Source organism: Actinocatenispora sera (assembly GCF_018324685.1).
Taxonomy (GTDB): Bacteria; Actinomycetota; Actinomycetes; order Mycobacteriales; family Micromonosporaceae; genus Actinocatenispora; species Actinocatenispora sera.
The window spans coordinates 6,137,479-6,155,781 of sequence record NZ_AP023354.1; the positions used below are offsets into that span (position 1 = coordinate 6,137,479).

Genomic DNA, 18,303 nt, shown 5'->3' on the forward strand with positions numbered 1-18,303 from the left:
CTCCTTGTCCCGGTACGGCGGTCCGTGCGGTGCATGCCTCAGCGGCGGCCGTCGGCGCCGCGCGGCCGCAGGTCCAGCACCTCCACCAGGTCGGCGACCTGCTGTTCGAGTGACATCAGTGCGCGGCCCAGTCGTTCGACCTCGTCGTCGGTGAGATTGCCCGCGTCCATCCGGCGCAGCGCCTGGCGCTGCAGCAGCTGGCGGACGAGGTCGACCACCACGACGACCAGCCCCGCCAGGCCGCTCTGGTTCTGTGCCTGCCCGAGCTGGCGCCCGAGCCGCCCGACGATGTCGCCGGGGTCGCTTCCCGCCCGGCCACCGGCGGTACGCGCGCTCAGCGCGGACGTAGCCGGCGGCGTGGGGACAGCCGGCGTGGCCGACTGGGCCGGTACACCCGGCGGGGCCGGTACAGCCGGCGGGGCCGGCGGCGCGGCCGCGGTGCCGTCCGACCAACGGTTGGTGTGGCTGGGCTCGGGCCGGCGTCGGGCCCGGGAACGGTTGGTGGTGGCGGCCTCCGCTTCGTCCTGCGGCGTGTCGCGCGGGGCACGGCGCGTCGGGGTCGCGGTGCGGGGAAGGCCGGAGTCCGGTGGCGGTTCCGCCCCGTCGGCGAGCGTCGCGAGCGCGGCGACCAGCGCGCGCAGATCGAGCCGGATCAGGTCGACGCCGGACAGCGCGATGATCACGTTGCCGTCGACGACCACGCCGGTGTCGACCAGCCGGTCGAGCAGATCCACCAGCGAGCCGTCGTCGAGCATCAGCCGCCGTTCAGCCATCGTCGGCACCCAGCCGGACGAAGTGGTACGCGGGGTTCGGGCCGCTGACGGTCAGCCGCAGCTCACGCCGGCGCAGCTCCTCCAGTTCGCCCAGGAAGTCGACCCGCGCATCGTCGTCGACGAGGTACACGGTGTCGAGCACCGGGCGGGTCGGATCGTTGTCCGCGCCGCGCCGCTGCCAGGTCTCCCGGGCGTACCCGGCGAGCCGGTCGCCGATGGCGGCGGCCGCCGCGGTCCGCTGCCGCTGCCGGTGTTGCCGGGCGGTCGCGGTGCGCAGCTGGTGCGTCATCCAGCCGGTGCCGTCGGACGGCACCGGGTCGGGCGACGGCTGCTCGACCGGTTCGGCCGGCGCCTCGCTGAACGCCTTGACCGACCATTCGGCGCTGCCGGCCAGCCGGTCCAGTTCGGCGCGCAGCTCGTCCGCGCCGGTCCGCAGCATCGACACGACCGCGTCCCGGTCCGGGTACAGCGTGCCGAACCGCAGCGGCAGCAGCGGCACTGCGTCGAACGCCTCGGCCACGACGCGGTCGTGCGCCCGCAGGGCGTGCGCGAGCCAGCCGTCCTCGGCCAGGTCCGGTTCCCGCTCCGCGGCCCGGAACGGCGCGATCGGCAGTACCGCGGACATCGCGGCGACGCCGGCCGCCTCGACCACCGTGGTCTCGACGCCGTCGATCCCGGTCCGGCCGGTCAGCCCGTCGACCGCCTCCGCGCGTGCCAGCGCGTACACGTACCACCCGTCGCCGGTCTCCTCGTCCCGCCGCGCGGCCCCTGGAGCGTCGCGCACCACGGTCGCCGGCACCTCTCGCCGGGCGGTACCCGATTCCTCCCGCCGAGCGGTCCCAGGCCCGTCCTCGCCTGGTACCGCTGAGCCGATGGCGTCGCGCGCCGCGGCCCGATAGATCGACGCGAACTGCTCGACGAGTTCGGCGTGGACCAGCGCGCGGGCCTCGGCGCGGGCCGACCGCACCAGTTCCGCGACGTCGTCGCCGTCGACCTGTCTCATCGATCTCCGTCCGCGCTCTCCACCTGGTCGGCGGTGCGGCCGGTGGCGCGCTCCAGCCGCTCCAGCCGCTCGGCCAGTTCCTGGTTCTCGCGCTGCAGCGCGGATTCCCCGGTCAGGAACGGGTCCCGGCTCCACCAGTCGATGCCCATGTCGCGAGCGGTGTCGACGGAAGCGACGAGCAGCCGCAGCTTCAAGGTCAACAGCTCGATGTCGAGGACGTTCACCTGGATGTCGCCGGCAATCACGATGCCCTTGTCCAGCACCCGTTCCAGGATGTCGGCGAGGGTGTCTCCGCTGCGGGACGACGGGGACAGCGTGGTCCCGCGCGGTTGCTGCACGGTCACTGGCGCGGTCCTTCCGTTCCGTTGCGGGTGTAGCGCTGCAGCCGGCGGTACGACACGACGTTGCCGTCGGGGTCGGCGTCGACCTCGTAGCTGGCGAGCACGCTGGTGGTCTGCGGGATCCGCTCCAACTCGACGATCTCCACCCGAAAGCGCCAACCGTCGTCGGTGGGTTCCAGTGCGGACACCGAGTCCGGTGTGCGGCCGGTCAACTCGGCCAGCTGCGTCATGGCCTGGCGCGATGCGGCCAGCGCCGGCCCACGCTTGGCCGATGATCGCGCGGTGTCGCGCCTCGCCGTTTTCTCGGTCATGCCGGAACACCCCCAGGGCGGCGGATGGATCGAGTGCAGTCGATGGACAGAAGGTGGCTGGATACCCGGCTGCGCGAGCCTCAAACCAGAAGCGGCGAATGCGCCCGCGACCGGGGAACGGCGTGGTCCGGTCCCGTCGTCGGCGGTGACGACGCGGACGCTCCGAACCGTCGAGCCGGCGGCGTCCGGGCACACGATGCCGGAATCGGCACCGGTAGCCAGGCAGCGGACGAGCGGTTCGGCGATGCGCTCTCCGGGCAGGATTCGCGGAACACCCGGCGGGCACGGTGTGCTCATTTCTGCCGACACCCGCGCGGCTGACCGCTTCACCGGAACCTGTTCGCGACGCGCGGAACCGTCGGCCTCACCGACGTCGTAGCGGACCCCAGCGGCCCTGCTGCCGGTCGATCTCGGCGCCGGCCTGCCGGATCACGGCGGGATCCACCCAGGCCACGGCCTCACGGCAGCGCACCAGTGGCTCGTTGTCCGGGCCCCGGCCGAGCATCTCACCCACCAGCAGCCAGGGCCGGCTGCCCTTCTCGTGGGCCAGGTGGCTGTAGTCGTGCAGTCGGCGGGCCACCCACAGCCGGACCGAGCCGTCCCACCACGGTGCGACATCGAGCGAGTTCGCCGACAGGCCAGGCAGATCGGCGCCGGTCAGGTCGTCGATGCTGCGCCCGTCGAACCGGTCCCGGTCCGGGCCGCCGGACCAACGCACGTACACATCCTGGCGACCACGCAGAACCGCGACGACACGGTCCAGGCTGGTGAGAGTCGGCACCATGAGCGACCGGTTCCCTGCCGTGGCCGCCACAAACGCTCGCCGACCGGTACCGCACCCGCCGCCACGGCCGGCTCACCACGCCGCGGGAATCCGCACGAGGCCACGAGCAGCCGGGCGGGCAACGACAACGAACGGAGGCTGTCGGCGGCGACCATGCACCGCCGACAGCCTCCGTTCGCGCGCGCCTGCCGGACCGCGGCGCGCCTGGCCGACCAATTGCCACGGTGTCGTTCCCGTCGCAACCCCCCTGGCCGGCAGTGACAAGCCTTCCCCGGTACAAGCATCCCAAACATCGCGGCGCCAGAAATTTTCTCGCGACCGCTCGGCGCCGTCAGGCCGCGGGTCGCCACGCCGGGCGCGGGGCGCGCCGGCGCGGGTGGCTGACCACGATCTGATCGGTGTCACCCTCCAGCCAGGCGCGAATCGCAGCGAGCGTGGCCGACAGCAGCCGGGAGACGTGCATCTGCGAGACGCCCAGCCGGTCGGCGATCTGCTGCTGGGTCAGCTCGTCGAAGAACCGCCAGCGGATCAGCTGCCGCTCCCGGACCGGCAGCCGCTCCAGCGCCGGGCGCAGCGAAACGCGCTCCGGCACCTGCTCGACCTTCCCGTCCGGAGCGCCCACGAGATCGCCCACCTCGCAGCCATCGTGGTCCCAGCCGGCGGGCGCGTTCAGCGACGCGACGCTGTACGCGACATCGGCCTTCAGGCCGTCGTTGACCTCGTCCGGGCCGATCTGGAGCTCGTCGGCGATCTCGGCCACCTGCGGGGTGTGTCCCAGTCGCTGCTCGGCCCGCTCGGTACCGGCCCGTACCTCGCTGCGCAGTTCCTGCAGCCGGCGCGGTACCCGTACTTCCCAGCACTGATCGCGGAAGTAGCGCTTCAGCTCGCCCCGGATCGTCGGTACCGCGTAGCCGGCCAGGCCGCCGAGCTTCGGGTCGAAGCCGGCCACCGCCTTGACCAGGCCGAGCCTGGCGACCTGCACGAGATCGTCCACGCTCTGCCGGCCGTGCGGGAAGGCCCGCGCGATGGCGTCCGCCATCGGGAGAAGGGTCTCGACCACCGCACCACGCAGCTGGTGTCGATGCGGGTCGCCGTCCGGCATGGTTCCCACCCGGTACAGCAGTTCCTCGCAGTAGTTCAGTTGTTCGTCGCTCACACGTCCCACGGTGCTCGGCACCCCCCGGCGCTGTGACACCTGTCGAATCCGGTGTCGTACTGGCTCGATGCCCGTGGTTGGACAACTCAGCTGTACCCCCACGACGCCCCCGCGCAAACCGGTCCGGCGAAAGAGCCATCGGCTCGGCCCGGCTGGGCTATCGTCGCGCCGCATCGCTCGGTGGCCGTTCCGGATGGGGTCCGGCGGTCGTTCCGGGTGGCTCTGCGGCCGTTCCGACTGGATAGAGCGGCCCCGTATGGCAACCCGCACAAACCGCCGCGGCAACCGATCGGCACGGCGTGTCGGGTTGCGCGACCTCTCGCGATCGGCTATCAACGCACTACCCCGTGCAACCAGTCGCGGCTACTCATCGCGGACACCTGACCCATCTACAGGCCCTGGGGCCCGCCGGGCCGGGACGCGCGGTACTCGAGCGTTCCGCTCCCCCCGGCACGATCCTGGGCTCGTCGGTACCCCGGCCGGCTTCGACACCGGCCGCAGCGATGTCCGCAGACTGCGACGAGGAACGCGCATGAGTGACGAAGCCCCCCGCGTGTGCGGGCGCTGCAACCGGCCACTGGTGGCCCGGGACCGCAGCGAGTACACCGATCGGCGCGCCGTGCTGGTCGGCGAGCGCGGACTGTGCACCTGCCCTCGGGACCGGAGGACGCGGGTCACGACCGGGCGGCCGTCGACGATCCCGGTCGCGGCGACGATGGCCGCAGACTCCGGCGGCGCCGTGGCGAGCCGAGCCGACGGGTTCCCTGCGGGTACCGCCCGCGCCGGCTAGCGGTTCCGGACCGCTGAACGCTCGCGCGGCGGGCGGGCGCGACCCCGGCGGCCGGCACCGGGCCAGACCGCGTCGCCCGGAACGGTCCACCGGGTGCGTACGACCGAACCTGGCCGGTCGTACGCCTGTGGGCTGCCGGCAGCGGCCAGCTGCCGGCAGCCTCGTGGCCGCCATCGAGATGCCCGGCCCGGAGCATCGATGTCGGTGCTCCGCCTGCGAACCGTTCCCGAAAGATGCACTATTGTCCTGTGCGGGCGTCGCGGGAGTGCGTCCCCCCACGCCGCGCGGCGTCCGCCTCGACATCGTCGTGGCGTACCGCGCGATCATCGGCCCGGCCCGCGGCCCCGGCCACCGATCGCTCAGCCCCGTCGCACCTCGATCCGGCCGTCGCGTATCCGGGCGTCCAGTGCCGGCTGCGCCGCGGTCGCCGGGCCCTGTCGCAGGGCGCCGGTGGCGAGGTCGAACCGGCTGCCGTGCCAGGGGCAGGTGACCGCACCGTCGGACACCGTGCCCTCGTGCAGCGGCCCGGCCAGGTGGGCGCAGCGGTCGGCGAGGGCATGCACCTGGCTGCCGTCGCGGTACAGCACGACGGCGAGCTGCCCGGCCTGCGCCGCGACGGGCCTGCCCTCGGGCAGGTCGGTCAGCAGCGCGACCGAGGTCCACTCCGACGGGGCGAGGGCGTCCACCGCGGCCGCGTGGTTGACCCCCGCCGCCTGCCGGTAGGCCAGGTGACCGCCGACGAACGCCGCCGTACCGGCCGCGCCGTACGCCACGGCGGCAAGCAGCTTGCCCCGCCGCCGGTTGCCACGCAGCCGGGCGACCAGCGAGGCGGCGTACAGGCCGACGGCGGTGACGTTGCCGGCAGCGTGGATCAGGCCCACGCGCTGCTGTTCGGGCCGCAGCGCCGACCAGTCGGCCCAGCCGGTCACCACCGCCGGCAGTGCGCCGGCGCAGCCGACCGCGATCAGCAGATCGGCGGCCCGGCGTTGCCCGGGAACGAGGTCGAGCAGGGCGGCGCTCGTCCACGCGCCCACCGGCAGCTCGACGAGGGTCGGATGCAGCGCGTGGCCGAGCGGGCGCCCGTGCAGCACGTCGGCGAGCCCGGTGGGCAGGACCGACTGGATGGCCTTCCGGATCGGCCGGGCGATCGCGTCCAGCGCCGACCAGCCCGCGACCCGATCGAGTGGCGTCGACAGGTTCATCCCGGCCGCGTTTCCCCGTCGCGGCGGCCCAAACGGCCGGGGCGAAGTTCCCGCTGACCGGGTGAACGAACTGCGTATCTCCCGCCGGGAGGGCATCGTGCGGGTATGGACGAGCCGGATCCGGACGCAGCCGTGCCACCCGGGGCCGATTCGACCGGGGCCGGAGCCGGGCCTGCCGGAGCCGGACCGGTCGGGGCCGAACCGGTCGGGGTCGAGTCGGTTGGGGTCGAGGAGGAGTTCCTGCTGGTCGATTCGCGGACCCGGCGGACGGTCCCGGACGCCGCGGTCGTCCTCACCGACTGCCCACCGGTACGGGCCGAGCTGAAGCCGGAGCTGCTGACCAGCCAGGTGGAGCTGGCCACCGGGGTGTGTACCGACCTCGACGAGCTGCGCGCTCAGCTGGTCGAGGGGCGGCGCGCGCTGGCAGAGGCGGCCGCCCGGCACGGTGACCTGCTCGTCTCGGTGGGCGTGCCGCCGCTCGGTGGCGGGACGGCCGCGGTGGCGGAGGGTGACCGGTACACCCGGATCCGGCAGCGCTACGCCGCCGTGGTCACCGACTACCAGGCCTGCGGTTGCCACGTGCACGTCGGGGTTCCCGACGACGAGATCGTGCCGGTACTCGGCCGGGTACGTGCGGCGCTGCCGACACTGGTCGCGGCGCTGGTCAACTCGCCGTGCCGGGAGGGCGCCGACTCCGGGTACGCGAGCTGGCGGGTGGTGTTGCAGTCCCGCTTCCCCGGCTTCGGCCTGCCCCCGGACTGCGCCAGCCGGGCCGAGTACGACCGGGCCCTGCGGCGGTTGGTCGACACCGGCGCGGTGGTGGACCGGCACATGTCGTTCTGGCTGGCCCGACGGTCCGAGCACCTGCCGACGGTGGAGTTCCGGGTCGCGGACGCGGCCGGATCGGTCGACGAGGCGGTGCTGCTGGCGGGCCTGATCCGGGCGCTGGTGCGTACCGCGCGGCGGGAGGCGCGGGCCGGGCGGCCGGTGCCGGCGGTCGCCCCCGAGGTCGCCGCGGCGGCGGTGTGGTCGGCCGCCCGGTACGGCCTGGACGGCCCCGGCGTCGACCCGGCCAGCGGCCGCCAGGTACCGGCGGCGCAGCAGCTGCGGGCCCTGCTGCGCCGGGTCCGGCCGGCCCTGGCCGAGCTGGGCGACGAGCGGCGGGTCTGCGACGGCGTCGAGGCGCTGCTGGCCGGGGGCACCGGCGCGGCGCGGCAGCGCCGGTTCGGGCTGGCCGATCCGGCCGCGCTGGTGGACTGGCTCGCGGCGCGAACCCGTGCCACCTGATCGGGCGGTTTAGCGGCCCGCGATCGCGGTAGCACCAGGGGATGTGGCTGCTGACCCTGCCCGGCGTGTACCGGCCGTGGCACGACACCTGGTTGCTCGCGCGAGCGTTGGCCTCGGAGCGGAGCCTGCCGGGCGCGCGGGTGCTGGATCTGTGCACCGGTACCGGAGCACTCGCCGTACTGGCCGCGCGGCGCGGTGCCGCGGACGTGACGGCGGTGGACATCCGTACCAACGCGGTGTGGAACGTGCGGCTCAATGCCCTGTTGCGCCGGGTGTCGGTGCAGGCGCGGCGCGGGGACGTGGACAGCACCAACGGCAGCCGGTTCGACGTGATCGTGGCGAATCCGCCGTACGTACCGACCGACGTGACCCCGCGGGGCGGGCAGCGGCACTGGGCCGGCGGCCCGGACGGTCGGGCGGTGCTGGACCGGCTGTGCGCCGCGACCGGGCGGATGCTCGCCCCGGGCGGCGTGCTGCTGCTCGTCCAGTCGAGCCTGTCGAACGAGGAGCGCACGCTCGAACGCCTGCGCACCAGCGGTCTCACCGCCGAGGTCGTCGACCGGCGTTGGCTGCCGTTCGGCCCGGTACTGCTGCAGCAGCGCGACTGGCTGCTGACCGGCCAGCGGATCGCGGCCGACCAGTACGAGGAGGAGTTGGTGGTGATCCGTGCCCGCCGTTGAGCCGCAGCGTTGCGCCGGACCGGCGGTACGCATCCGGGTCACGCCGGACGGGCCGATGCTGGTCGAGGGGCCGGTCGAGGTGACGCTTCCGGACGGCAGCCGGCACCGCAACGACCGGTTCGTCGTCGCACTGTGCCTGTGCCGGCGCAGCCGCCGCTACCCGTGGTGCGACACCAGCCACCGGCGTCACTCACACGGCCCGTTGGGCGCGTCCGGCAGCGGCAGCAGCAACGACGACGAGTCGTGATCCCAGGCGCGCAGCAGGTGCGCGGCAAGCCGGTCCTCCACCAGCACGGTGGCCTCGATGCCGAGTACCACGTCGGGTACCAGCTCGGGTTCGGCCTGGCACAGCGCGGCGAGCACGTCGTGCCGCATCACCTGCTCGTGCACCGCATCGGCCTCGATGTGCTCGGTGTAGTACTCGACGCACTGCGGCGGCGCGTCCATCCGGCGCAGCGCCTCGGCCATCCGTTTGGCGCTCGGTGGGGTACTGATCTCCGCGGCGGCGAAGTGTCCGACCAGCCCGCCGCGCAGCGCCCGGTGCAACCCCAACAGCGACATCAGGTTGACCACGGCGAGCATCGGGGCGGGTACCGCGTCGAGGTAGTGCAGGTAGCCCGGGTCGAGGTCGAGGCCGGCCATCAGGTCGGCGAACAGCTGCTGGTGCACCCGCTCGCCGCGGCCGCCGCCGAACTCGTCGTACTCGACGGCCACCAGCGCGGCCTTGATCGACCCCGTCAGCCGGGGAATGACCCAGGCGTGTGGATCGGCCTCCTTCAGGTGGTACAGCGACCGGTGCACCAGGTACTCGCGCATCTGCCAGCGCTGTCCGCCGTCTCGCAACCGGTCGGCGACGCCGCTCCCGTCGACCGGGTCGACGAGCAGCTCCGCCAGCGCCTCCTGCGGGTCGGCCACCCCGGGCACCGAGTCACGGAGAGCCTGGAGGAACGTGCGTTCCAGGGCGGCCCGGAAGGCGAGTACCGACAGGTCCCACTCGCGCTCGGCCGGCACCCCGGCGAACGACCGGTAGTGCAACTCGTAGCAGGTGTACAGGGCGAGCTGGAGGTCGGCGCCGAACGGCGCCGGGGCGCGCAGCGCCGCCTCCGGCGGGTCGGCGGTGGTGCGATCGGCGAGCGCGTCCACCAGCCAGTCGGACAGCGGGCCACGCGGCGCCGGGAGCCGCGCCCCGCGGGTCGCCCGGATGCTCTCCCCGGTCCGCGTCATGCCGCGGAACTACCCCGGTCGCGCCCGGCCAAACCGAACCGCCGGCGACCGGCGGATGCGGCGCCGCGGACGGGTTGCGGGTTTGCGGGCCGCTGCACCGGTACCCGTGCCGGCGACCCGACGGGCCGGCAAGGTTTCGGCCACCGCCGGCAGGCAACAGGACCATCGTGCGACCGGCGCGCCAGTGCCCGCCGAATGCGGTTCGTGCCCGTCCGGCCGGAAGCGGCGGTACTGGGGCCGCCGCCGGGTATGCGACGTTCACGCCGCCCGCCTGGCATCCGCCGGATCCACCTGACCGGCGGCCCACCCGAGCAGCGGAGGCAACCCATGGTCGGCATCGGCTACACACTGCTGTGCGAACAGTCCGGTCCGCGCGAGCTGGTGCGCTACGCCCGGCTCGCCGAACAGGCCGGCTTCGACTTCGCCGTCATCAGCGACCACACCTTCCCGTGGCTGGATTCGCAGGGCCACGCGCCGTACGCCTGGTCGGTGCTCGGCGCGGTCGCCGAGGCCACCGAGCGCATCGGGCTGATGACCTACGTGACCTGCCCGACGATGCGCTACCACCCCGCCATCGTGGCGCAGAAGGCGGCGACCGTGCAGCTGCTGTCCGAGGGGCGGTTCACGCTCGGTCTCGGCGCCGGAGAGAACCTCAACGAGCACGTGGTCGGCCGCGACTGGCCACCGGTCAACGTCCGGCACGACATGCTGGCGGAGGCCATCGACATCATCGGCGCGCTGTTCGACGGCGGCTACGTCAACCGTGTGGGGCGGCACTACCAGATCGACTCGGCCCGGCTGTGGGACCTGCCCGACACCCGGGTCCCGATCGCCACCGCGGTGTCCGGGCCCGCGTCGGTCTCGCGGTTCGCGCCACGCTCCGACGCGATGATCGCCGTGGAGCCCAACGGCGAGCTGTGCCGGGGCTGGGACGACGCGGGCGGCACCGGCGGCCGGAAGATCGGCCAGCAGCCGGTCTCCTGGGACACCGACGAGCCGACGGCCCGGGCGCGGGCGCACGACCAGTTCCGCTGGTTCGCCGGCGGGTGGAAGGTCAACGCGGAACTTCCTGGTACGGCGGCGTTCGCGGCAGCCACGCAGTTCGTGACGCCCGACGACGTGGCCGGCAACATCCCGTGTGGTCCAGACGAGCAACGCATCGGCGACGCGGTCGCCGGCTTCGCCGACGCGGGCTTCACCGACGTGGCGCTGTGCCAGATCGGGGACGAGAACCAGGAACGGTTCCTGTCCATGGCCGGTGCCACCCTGCTGCCCGCGCTGCGCGGCGGCACCCGGTGACGAGCCGTCGCAGCGCCGACAGGCCGAACGGCGATCTGCCGGTCCCGATCCCGGCCGAGCGGGTGGCGCCGTCGCAGCCCGGATCGCCGCCCGCCGACGACGGCTGACGGGCCGCGGGCACGGTCAGCCGCCGGTACCGATGCCGACCGGATCCGGGCGCAGCGGGTCCGCGGCGGCCGGGCGGCTCAGCACCGCGGCGGCCTCCATCAGGGCGCCGTGCACGAACGCCTGCGGCAGGTTGCCGCGCAGCTGCCGCTGCGTGACGTCGAACTCCTCGCTGAACAGGCCGGCCGGGCCGCACGCGGTGCGGCTGCGCTCGAACCAGCGGACCGCCGCCTGCGGGTCGCCGTGCCGGTGCACCGCGATGGCGAGCATGAAGCCGCACAGCAGGAACGCGCCCTCGGCCTCACCCAGCGCGCACCCCTGGTGTTCGAACCGGAAGGCGAAACCGTCGGAGGTGAGCCGGCGCACGTACTCCCGCAGGGTCGCGAGGTTGCGCGGATCGCCGAGCGGTGTCGCGTCGCGGATCCCGGCGATCACCAACGCCGCGTCCAGGGTGGGATCGTCGGCCGCCCGCTGCCACCGGCCGGAAGGGTGGGTGCCCCATCCGCTGGCGTCGGCGACCACTGCATCGGCGAGCCCGGCCCACCGGTCCCCCGGTTCGGCCACCGCCCGCAGCCCGGCGGCGCAGATCAGCCGGCTGTGCGTCCACCGCCGCCGATCCAGCTCCCAGATTCCCGCGTCCGGCTGCTGCCAGCGCCGCTCGATCGCGGCCGCGGCGACGTCGATCGCCTGCCGCCCGGCCGCGTCCAGCCGCCCGGCGCGTTCGGCGGCGCCGAGGGCGAGCAGGGCCTCGCCGAAGATGTCGAGCTGGAACTGGTCTCGTACCTGGTTGCCGACCACGTCCGAGCCGCCCGGGTAGCCGGGCAGGCCGAGATGCCGTTCGGTCGGCACCCGCCCACCGTCCACCGTGTACGCGGGGTTGAGCCGGTCACCGTGCTCCAGCAGCCGCGCGGTGAGGAACCGGACGGCATTGTCCAGCACCGAGTGCGCCCCGGTCGCCGCGGCGGCCTGCGCCGCCATAGACTGGTCCCTGATCCACACGTAGCGGTAGTCGTAGTTGCGGCCGGCCTCGGCACGTTCCGGCAGGCTCGCGGTCGCGGCCGCGACCATCCCGCCGTCGGCCGTGCTCATCCCGCGCAGCACGGCGTGGGCGTGCCGGACGTCGCGCTCCGCGATCGTGTTCGGGGCGAGCCGGTCGGACCGCCAGGCGTCCTCGGTGCGGCGCCAGCAGGCCGTGGGGTCCGGTGCGGCGGTCACGCCGGCACCGACGGCCAGCACCAGGTCGTGCCGCTCGCCGGCCGCCAGACTCAGCTCGGTGACGAGCCGGCCGTCGCCGTCCGGTTGGGCGTCCGGTGCACCGGTCCAGTGCCAGCGCAGCGAGCCGGACGTGCCCCGCCAGCCGTCCGCAACACGGTGCAGGTCGGCGGAGCGGTGCCGGCCGAAGCCGGCGCGCAAATCCAGCAGCACCTCGACCCGGGCGGGGCCGTCGACGGCGACCAGCTGGCGCAGCAGGACCGCCTCGTCCCGGTTGCCCGGGAACGCCAGCGCCTCCCGGCACTCGACGATCCCGTCGCCGGTGATCCACCGGCTGCGCCAGATCAGCGTGCCGTCCTCGTAGTACCCGCCCCACACGTACCGTCCGACCGGGGTGACCAGGTAGCACCCCGCGCCGCCCAGCAGGGTGCTGAACACCGCGTCGCTGTGCCAGCGCGGTACGCACAGCCAGCTGATGTCGCCGCGCGGCCCGACCACCGCCGCCCGCTCACCGTCGGCGAGCACCGCGTACTCCCGCAGGACGTGCGGTGCCGCTTCGGAGACTTCCCATTTCCCCGCCATTCCCGCCAGATACCCACCGGCGACGGTGGTAACCGTCGGCGCCGGGCGGGCACTCGGGTCGTTTGGCCGTGCGCCCGCTGGGTACACCGACCGCGCAGGGCACGGAAGCGAAGGGCACGAACGATGCTCAGTTCCGAGGAACGCCAACGCCTGGCGGACATGGCGGTCGAGATCGCCCACGACGACCGGCGGTTCGCCGACGGTCTACGGAACGGCAGACCGTGCGCGCCGCGGGAGCTGCGCTGGGGTGGCGGCCGGATCACCGTCTTCCTGCTCACGATCGCCGTCCTCGCCGCCAGCATCGTGCTGGCCGCCACCGGCGTGACGATGCTCGGGATGTGTTCGCTGCCGGCGGTCGGCATCGCCCTCGGCTGGGTGATCCGCGGCTGGTACCGCCACTGACCGCCACCGGGAATTGCGTCCCGGCCAGGTTTGCCGGCAGCGAATCCGGGCAGGACGGCCGGGTTGGCGCAGCCGCGAGGTGGCGTTGGGGGGCACCACCGGTCAGCGGATGACGTCGACGGGATCGAGGTCCTGTCCAACCCGACGCGCAGGGCCTCGGTTCCTGCCCGCGGAATGTGCGGCACGGTGTTCGCGACGGCGCCCCGGCCGGACTGCCAACTCGGGCCGGGGCGGTGCCGGGGCTCAGGCGGCGACGGCGTCGACGTCGCGGGTGAAGATCCGGTGCTTGGCCAGTGCCGCCACGAAGTCGTCGAGGAAGCGGCGCCACGCATCGGAATCGGCCGGATCGGCGATCAGCACGACACCCTGTTCCGCCCCGTCGACGGAGGCCTCCGGCAGCGCCGCGTCCAGCAGCCCGGCCACCAGGTCGGCGCCGGCACCGATCCCGGCGACCGGCTTGCCGTGCTTGTACGCCTCCAGCACGTAGTGCCTCGCCTCGCCGTCGGCCCCGATCGCGGCCACAGCCTCGGGGCCGTCGGGTACCAGCACCGCGTCGTACAGCACCGAGGACACGGTGGTGTGCGCACGAGCCGCCGACACCGTGTCACCGTCGGCGGTGGAGAGCTCGCCGTCGTGCAGACCGAGCAGTTCCGGCTGCGCGCCGCGCTCGGTCAGCGCGTCCAGCAGCGGGCGCAACGTGCCGCCCGCCAGGCCGTCCGCGGCCAGCACCGCGACGGTGCGGGTACCGATGCCGTCGCCGGCCAGGTTCGCCATGCTCAACGCCGGCGAGCTGCGGCCGTGGTTGGTGGTCGTCGCGGTCGGCTCGTCGACGCCGATCCCCTGCGCCACGGCAACCGCGAGGTCGTGGTCGATCTCGTTGATCCGGTCGACGGCCCGCTCGCGTACGTGCCGGTGCTCGCACTTGCCGAGCTCGAACCGGAACGCCGCGACGATGTGCTCGCGTTCCCAGTCGGCCATCGAGTTCCAGAACAGCGTCGCCTGGCTGTAGAAGTCCTGGAAGCTCGGGCTGCGCTCGCGGATCTTCGTACCGCTGACCGTCTGCGTGTAGTGCGCGTACGCGCCCGCGTCGGGCGACGCGGTCACCGGGCAACCGCCCGGGTTCAGCGAGTTCGGCGTGTAGCTCGCCGTCCCGACGTGGACGTCCTGCTGGCCGTACCCGTCGCGCTGGTTGTTGGTGACCCGGGCGACCGGCCGGTTCACCGGCAGCTGGGCGAAGTTCGGCCCGCCGAGCCGGATCAGCTGGGTGTCCAGGTAGGAGAAGTTGCGCGCCTGCAGCAGCGGATCGTTGGTGAAGTCGATCCCCGGCACGACGTTGGCGGTGTGGAAGGCGACCTGCTCGGTCTCGGCGAAGAAGTTGTCCGGGTTGCGGTCGAGCACCATCCGTCCGATCGGCCGGACCGGCACCTGCTCCTCTGGGATGATCTTCGTCGCGTCGAGCAGGTCGAAGTCGAACGCGTGCTCGTCCTGCTCGCCGACCAGCTGCACGCCCAGCTCCCACTCCGGGTACTGGCCGTGCTCGATCGCCGTCCACAGATCGCGCCGGTTGAAGTCCGGATCCTTGCCGGCGCACTTCTGCGCCTCGTCCCAGACCAGCGAGTGCACGCCGAGCAGCGGCCTCCAGTGGAACTTGACGAACGTGCCCTGCCCGGCGGCGTTGACGAACCGGAAGGTGTGCACGCCGAAGCCCTGCATCATCCGGTAGCTGCGCGGGATCGCCCGGTCGGACATCAGCCACATCACCGTGTGCATCGCCTCCGGCTGCAGCGACACGAAGTCCCAGAACGTGTCGTGCGCAGACGCGGCCTGCGGCATCTCGCTGTTCGGTTCCGGCTTGACCGAGTGCACGAAGTCCGGGAACTTGATGCCGTCCTGGATGAAGAAGACCGGAAAGCTGTTGCCGACGAGGTCGTAGTTTCCCTGCCGGGTATAGAACTTGGTCGCGAAGCCACGCACGTCGCGAACCGTGTCGGCCGAACCGCGCGACCCGGCCACGGTGGAGAACCGGACGAACACCGGCGTCTCGAGCTCCGGGTCCTGCAGGAAGTCGGCGCGGGTCACGTCCGCCATCGACTCGTAGACCCGGAACCGGCCGTACGCGCCGGCACCGCGGGCGTGCACGACCCGTTCCGGGATCCGCTCGTGGTCGAAGTGGGTGATCTTCTCGCGAGCGTGGAAATCCTCCAGCAGCGTGGGACCGCGATCCCCGGCCCGCAGCGAGTCGTCGGTCTGCGCGACTCGTACCCCCTGATCGGTGGTGAGGTGGTGGCCGGCCGGGTCGTTGCGCGCGGCGTCGAGGTTCCGCTGCTTGTCGAATCCGCGTTCGGTCGACTGCGGTCCGTTCCCCGCGGGCCGCTCGCCCTCGGGCTGCTGGTGGGCCATCACCGTCTCCTCGCCGTCCGCCACTCGGCGCCACCAGCGGCGGTCGCTCCAGACCGTCGACCACACCACGGTGACGCACTCCTGCCCGCAGCCCGCTACCCGGACCGTCCGCCGACAAACCCTTCGGCGGGGTTCCGGTGTGCCTGCGGCCGCGCGCACCGCCTCGGACTGCTGCGGATCGGCTCCACGGCGTGGTTCGGCGATCGCCTTCTCCGGCTCCTCCATCGGCGTCGTCGGTGTTTGGCGTGCCTGCTGCCGGGTATCGCCCACACATCGATCGGAATCGGCACCCGAAGGAGGCACCATGCCCATCGATCCGCAACCGGGCAGCAGCACCAACAGCCCGCGCCGGGACGACGAGCTCGCGGCCGAAACCTCCGGGTACACCCAGGGCGGCGGTGGCGCGCCGCGAGTCGAGGAATGGCGCGAGCCGGGGCCGGCCGGCGAGGATCAGCCGGCGCCGGGCGAACTCGACGAGTCCGCCGGCGTCGGTGGCAGCCCACCGGGCATGGACGCCGGGGACGTGGCCGGCCGCAGCGAGCTGGCCCGGTACGTGTCGCCGTCGGCGTTCCCGGGCGATCGGGCGGCGCTGGTGGCGTCGGCACGCGACAACAATGCACCGGACGCCATCGTCGGCCAGCTCGACGGACTGCCCGAGGGACGCCGGTACGTCAACGTCAGTGCGGTGTGGGAGGCGCTCGGGCACGGCGTCGAGGCCGACGATCAGCGCTTCTGAGCTCTCGGCCAGCCCGGGTCATCACCCGGCCGGCGTTGGACCTGCCACGACGGATGGTGACCATGGATCTGGCGAGCAGCATCGGAATCGGGCTGATCGGCATCGTGCTCGGCGTCGCGGGCCGCATGCTCGGCCCGCGACCGACCGCACCGCAAGCGTTCGGCTGCGCGGTCGCCGGCGTGGTCGGGGGCGAGCTCGGCGTGCTGCTGGGCTCCCGCGCCTCCCGCGGCGAGTTCCAGTGGATCGGCGGCATCGTGCTGGCGGCGCTGTTCGTCGCCGCCGCGGTGGCCTGGTTCGTGCTGCGTCGCGCGCCGTACCCGCCGCACAACAACACGCCGCGCCGCATCGACCCGGACGACGTCGAGGCGCAGCTGGCCGAGCGGAGCCGGAGCGGCACGCCGGATCGCCACGACGTGGCACGCGACCACGAGGCGAACGACGATGCTCACGGCAATACCGGGGCCAGCTGCAGACCGGACGGAAGCCGCTGAGCGCCGGCGCCGCGGCGGCACGGGCTCACCCGCCGTTTCCGGGCGAGGTTTCCCGTACCGAGGCGAGGGCGGTGGCCACGTCGCGCAGGTAGGTACGCAGGCCGAGCAGGGCGATGAGCCCGGCGACCGGCAGCGGCGTCATGAACAGCAACACCGAGTACGTCCAGCCCTGCGGCACGGTGCTCAGCGCATCGGCGACCAGGCCCAGCCCGACCGGCGCGCTGGTCTCGGCGATCGAGCGAAGCGCGGTACGTACCGCCTCCGCCCTCCCCCACAGCCGCGGATGCATGATGTCGAGCCGAGCGGCGTCGAACGGCGGGTTCGCGGCGGCGAGGATGCCGGTCCCGATCGCGAGCAGCGGCACTGCCAGCAGCACGTCGGTCGACGCGATGGCCGCGGCCAGCACCGGGGTGAGGACGAGCAGGCACACCGCCGGTGCGGCGACGCGCACGCGCGGGTGGCCGCGCCGCAGCAGCCGATCGGTCAGCCGGCCGCCCGCCAGCACGCCGGCCACCGCACCGGCGCCGATCACCACGACCAGCAGGCTCGCGACCGGCTTGGCGATCGAGTACTGCCGCATCGCGTAGACGATCGCGAAGGACCGGATCGCGGCGAAGAAGAAGTACCCCAGCGCGGACGCGACGATGATCACCACGTTGGTGCGCACCCGCAGCACGTAGCCGATCGCCCACCACAGCGAGCGCTTCGCGGGGTCGTCGTGCAACACCATCCGCTCGACCGGACGGATGCCACGCTCGGCGAGCATCCTCGGCATCGGGTCCCGGCCGGACCGGTCCGCGATCCGGGTGGGCCCGCTGCGGGCCGGCTCGGGCAGCCGGTGGATCAACCACGCGAGCAGCGCCCCGACCGGTACCAGCCAGAGCATGGCGAGGCGCCAGGAGGCCAGTCCGGCGATCTCGCCGGACACCACGAACCCGCATCCGGTCCCGATCAGTTCACCGCTGAGGATCACGCCGTAGACCCGGCCCCGGCGATACCCCGGCACGTAGTCGCCCACCAGCGACGCGATCAGCGGCCCCGCCGCGGCGGTCACCACGCCCAGCAGCGACCGGGCCACCAGCATCCACCAGTACGACTGGGCGCTGCCGGACAGCACCAGGGCCACCGCCCAGCAGGCGACGCTGGCCGCGAGCAGCCGGGTACGCCGGAACCGGTCGGCGACCACGCCGACCGGGATGGCGAACAGCGCACCCAGCAGGGTCACGACCGACACCAGCAGGCCGACCTCGGCGTTGCCGACACCGAACGCGCGTTCGATGTCGTCGGTGGTCGCCGAGATCGTCGCCGTGTCGGCGCCGCTGAGCCCCAGCGTCGCGCCGAACAGCACGGCGATGCGCGCGGTACCGTCGCCGGCCGTCATCGGCGGCCCGAGCGGGCGGCCGGCGGCCGCCGTGGCGCGAGCCCGATCACTCCTGACACGCAGGGCGTCTACCCGGCCGGGCTCGTCTGATGCCGGGTGCCGCCGGGCGGAATACCGACGCGTGTCCGGGGTAGTCGCCGGACG

General features: G+C 73.4%; 19 protein-coding genes and 1 pseudogene. 8 read left to right on the forward strand and 12 right to left on the reverse strand.

What is annotated here, in order from left to right:
• Window positions 1-38: 38 nt before the first annotated feature.
• The 7 genes and pseudogenes from gvpJ (Asera_RS28860) to Asera_RS28885 all read right to left on the reverse strand — a co-directional run bounded on the left by gvpJ (Asera_RS28860) (window position 39) and on the right by Asera_RS28885 (window position 4,368).
• The gene (gene gvpJ / locus Asera_RS28860) at window positions 39-773 is read right to left on the reverse strand and encodes a gas vesicle protein GvpJ (RefSeq protein WP_084130824.1); all 735 of its coding nucleotides are present in this window, start codon (window positions 771-773) and stop codon (window positions 39-41) included.
• Entirely contained in the window at window positions 766-1,776 is a 1,011-nt protein-coding gene (locus Asera_RS28865; RefSeq protein WP_030444025.1) for a GvpL/GvpF family gas vesicle protein, read from the reverse strand. Before Asera_RS28865 ends, gvpJ (Asera_RS28860) begins: the two co-directional genes overlap by 8 nt.
• Window positions 1,773-2,120 carry a gas vesicle protein GvpJ gene (gene gvpJ, locus Asera_RS28870; protein ID WP_030444024.1) on the reverse strand — a complete coding sequence of 116 codons (348 nt, stop codon included), beginning with the start codon at window positions 2,118-2,120 and terminating at the stop codon, window positions 1,773-1,775. The genes Asera_RS28865 and gvpJ (Asera_RS28870) overlap by 4 nt, the downstream gene beginning before the upstream one ends.
• A complete protein-coding gene (locus Asera_RS33395; RefSeq protein WP_030444023.1) occupies window positions 2,117-2,428 on the reverse strand; it encodes a gas vesicle protein GvpO in 312 nt (103 codons plus the stop codon). Before Asera_RS33395 ends, gvpJ (Asera_RS28870) begins: the two co-directional genes overlap by 4 nt.
• Window positions 2,429-2,665: 237 nt before the next feature.
• Window positions 2,666-2,764 (reverse strand): annotated as a pseudogene (locus Asera_RS34075) (Orn/Lys/Arg family decarboxylase); the annotation flags it as partial.
• A gap of 28 nt (window positions 2,765-2,792) precedes the next feature.
• Window positions 2,793-3,212, reverse strand: coding sequence for a DUF6098 family protein (locus tag Asera_RS28880; RefSeq protein ID WP_030444022.1), 420 nt, complete (start codon window positions 3,210-3,212; stop codon window positions 2,793-2,795).
• Between the two features lie 331 nt (window positions 3,213-3,543).
• Window positions 3,544-4,368: a sigma-70 family RNA polymerase sigma factor gene (locus Asera_RS28885; protein ID WP_051801390.1), complete on the reverse strand. Its 825-nt coding sequence runs from the start codon at window positions 4,366-4,368 to the stop codon at window positions 3,544-3,546.
• A 532-nt stretch (window positions 4,369-4,900) separates the two neighbouring features.
• Between Asera_RS28885 and Asera_RS28890 the strand changes: the two genes are divergently transcribed.
• Window positions 4,901-5,158 (forward strand): hypothetical protein, encoded by a 258-nt coding sequence (locus tag Asera_RS28890; RefSeq protein ID WP_157034579.1) that lies wholly within the window; start codon window positions 4,901-4,903, stop codon window positions 5,156-5,158.
• A gap of 359 nt (window positions 5,159-5,517) precedes the next feature.
• Here the strand turns inward: Asera_RS28890 and Asera_RS28895 are convergent, their stop codons facing one another.
• The gene (locus Asera_RS28895; RefSeq protein WP_030444019.1) at window positions 5,518-6,360 is read right to left on the reverse strand and encodes a Rieske (2Fe-2S) protein; all 843 of its coding nucleotides are present in this window, start codon (window positions 6,358-6,360) and stop codon (window positions 5,518-5,520) included.
• A gap of 105 nt (window positions 6,361-6,465) precedes the next feature.
• Here Asera_RS28895 and Asera_RS28900 point away from each other — a divergent pair, with 105 nt between their 5' ends.
• From Asera_RS28900 to Asera_RS28910, 3 genes are read left to right on the forward strand one after another with little or no spacing between them, the layout of a single operon-like run.
• Window positions 6,466-7,647 (forward strand): carboxylate-amine ligase, encoded by a 1,182-nt coding sequence (locus tag Asera_RS28900; RefSeq protein WP_084130821.1) that lies wholly within the window; start codon window positions 6,466-6,468, stop codon window positions 7,645-7,647.
• 41 nt (window positions 7,648-7,688) lie between these two features.
• The gene (locus tag Asera_RS28905) at window positions 7,689-8,327 is read left to right on the forward strand and encodes a HemK2/MTQ2 family protein methyltransferase (protein WP_030444017.1); all 639 of its coding nucleotides are present in this window, start codon (window positions 7,689-7,691) and stop codon (window positions 8,325-8,327) included.
• The gene (locus Asera_RS28910; protein ID WP_035295032.1) at window positions 8,314-8,574 is read left to right on the forward strand and encodes a CDGSH iron-sulfur domain-containing protein; all 261 of its coding nucleotides are present in this window, start codon (window positions 8,314-8,316) and stop codon (window positions 8,572-8,574) included. Before Asera_RS28905 ends, Asera_RS28910 begins: the two co-directional genes overlap by 14 nt.
• On the opposite strand, the gene Asera_RS28915 is transcribed toward Asera_RS28910, so the two are convergent.
• On the reverse strand, window positions 8,514-9,551 hold the full coding sequence (locus Asera_RS28915) for an iron-containing redox enzyme family protein (protein ID WP_030444015.1): 1,038 nt from the start codon (window positions 9,549-9,551) through the stop codon (window positions 8,514-8,516). The genes Asera_RS28910 and Asera_RS28915 overlap by 61 nt on opposite strands.
• Before the next feature lie 327 nt (window positions 9,552-9,878).
• Here Asera_RS28915 and Asera_RS28920 point away from each other — a divergent pair, with 327 nt between their 5' ends.
• Entirely contained in the window at window positions 9,879-10,850 is a 972-nt protein-coding gene (locus Asera_RS28920; RefSeq protein WP_030444014.1) for a TIGR03557 family F420-dependent LLM class oxidoreductase, read from the forward strand.
• A gap of 123 nt (window positions 10,851-10,973) precedes the next feature.
• Here the strand turns inward: Asera_RS28920 and Asera_RS28925 are convergent, their stop codons facing one another.
• Window positions 10,974-12,749: a glycoside hydrolase family 15 protein gene (locus Asera_RS28925; protein ID WP_035295029.1), complete on the reverse strand. Its 1,776-nt coding sequence runs from the start codon at window positions 12,747-12,749 to the stop codon at window positions 10,974-10,976.
• A 123-nt stretch (window positions 12,750-12,872) separates the two neighbouring features.
• On the opposite strand from Asera_RS28925, the gene Asera_RS28930 reads away from it, so the two are divergent.
• Window positions 12,873-13,151 (forward strand): DUF3040 domain-containing protein, encoded by a 279-nt coding sequence (locus Asera_RS28930; protein ID WP_030444012.1) that lies wholly within the window; start codon window positions 12,873-12,875, stop codon window positions 13,149-13,151.
• Window positions 13,152-13,394: 243 nt separating this feature from the next.
• Here the strand turns inward: Asera_RS28930 and Asera_RS28935 are convergent, their stop codons facing one another.
• A complete protein-coding gene (locus Asera_RS28935) occupies window positions 13,395-15,620 on the reverse strand; it encodes a catalase (protein WP_244844066.1) in 2,226 nt (741 codons plus the stop codon).
• 235 nt (window positions 15,621-15,855) lie between these two features.
• Here Asera_RS28935 and Asera_RS28940 point away from each other — a divergent pair, with 235 nt between their 5' ends.
• Entirely contained in the window at window positions 15,856-16,287 is a 432-nt protein-coding gene (locus Asera_RS28940) for a DUF2795 domain-containing protein (protein ID WP_030444010.1), read from the forward strand.
• A 62-nt stretch (window positions 16,288-16,349) separates the two neighbouring features.
• Window positions 16,350-16,778: a hypothetical protein gene (locus tag Asera_RS28945; RefSeq protein ID WP_157034578.1), complete on the forward strand. Its 429-nt coding sequence runs from the start codon at window positions 16,350-16,352 to the stop codon at window positions 16,776-16,778.
• Between the two features lie 25 nt (window positions 16,779-16,803).
• Here Asera_RS28945 and Asera_RS28950 read toward each other — a convergent pair whose 3' ends face one another.
• Window positions 16,804-18,159, reverse strand: a complete 1,356-nt coding sequence (locus tag Asera_RS28950) for an MFS transporter (RefSeq protein WP_051801388.1) — start codon at window positions 18,157-18,159, stop codon at window positions 16,804-16,806.
• Between the last annotated feature and the right edge of the window lie 144 nt (window positions 18,160-18,303).

What these genes read in the sequence shown, in the direction of transcription:
- Asera_RS28905 (WP_030444017.1), top strand. Translation starts at nt 7,689, where the DNA reads ATGTGGCTGCTGACCCTGCCCGGCGTGTACCGGCCGTGGCACGACACC.
- gvpJ (WP_084130824.1), bottom strand. Translation starts at nt 773, where the DNA reads ATGGCTGAACGGCGGCTGATGCTCGACGACGGCTCGCTGGTGGATCTG.
- Asera_RS28915 (WP_030444015.1), bottom strand. Translation starts at nt 9,551, where the DNA reads ATGACGCGGACCGGGGAGAGCATCCGGGCGACCCGCGGGGCGCGGCTC.
- Asera_RS28900 (WP_084130821.1), top strand. Translation starts at nt 6,466, where the DNA reads ATGGACGAGCCGGATCCGGACGCAGCCGTGCCACCCGGGGCCGATTCG.
- Asera_RS28880 (WP_030444022.1), bottom strand. Translation starts at nt 3,212, where the DNA reads ATGGTGCCGACTCTCACCAGCCTGGACCGTGTCGTCGCGGTTCTGCGT.
- Asera_RS33395 (WP_030444023.1), bottom strand. Translation starts at nt 2,428, where the DNA reads ATGACCGAGAAAACGGCGAGGCGCGACACCGCGCGATCATCGGCCAAG.
- Asera_RS28925 (WP_035295029.1), bottom strand. Translation starts at nt 12,749, where the DNA reads ATGGCGGGGAAATGGGAAGTCTCCGAAGCGGCACCGCACGTCCTGCGG.
- Asera_RS28945 (WP_157034578.1), top strand. Translation starts at nt 16,350, where the DNA reads ATGGATCTGGCGAGCAGCATCGGAATCGGGCTGATCGGCATCGTGCTC.
- Asera_RS28865 (WP_030444025.1), bottom strand. Translation starts at nt 1,776, where the DNA reads ATGAGACAGGTCGACGGCGACGACGTCGCGGAACTGGTGCGGTCGGCC.
- Asera_RS28890 (WP_157034579.1), top strand. Translation starts at nt 4,901, where the DNA reads ATGAGTGACGAAGCCCCCCGCGTGTGCGGGCGCTGCAACCGGCCACTG.
- Asera_RS28895 (WP_030444019.1), bottom strand. Translation starts at nt 6,360, where the DNA reads ATGAACCTGTCGACGCCACTCGATCGGGTCGCGGGCTGGTCGGCGCTG.
- Asera_RS28930 (WP_030444012.1), top strand. Translation starts at nt 12,873, where the DNA reads ATGCTCAGTTCCGAGGAACGCCAACGCCTGGCGGACATGGCGGTCGAG.
- Asera_RS28940 (WP_030444010.1), top strand. Translation starts at nt 15,856, where the DNA reads ATGCCCATCGATCCGCAACCGGGCAGCAGCACCAACAGCCCGCGCCGG.
- Asera_RS28920 (WP_030444014.1), top strand. Translation starts at nt 9,879, where the DNA reads ATGGTCGGCATCGGCTACACACTGCTGTGCGAACAGTCCGGTCCGCGC.
- Asera_RS28950 (WP_051801388.1), bottom strand. Translation starts at nt 18,159, where the DNA reads ATGACGGCCGGCGACGGTACCGCGCGCATCGCCGTGCTGTTCGGCGCG.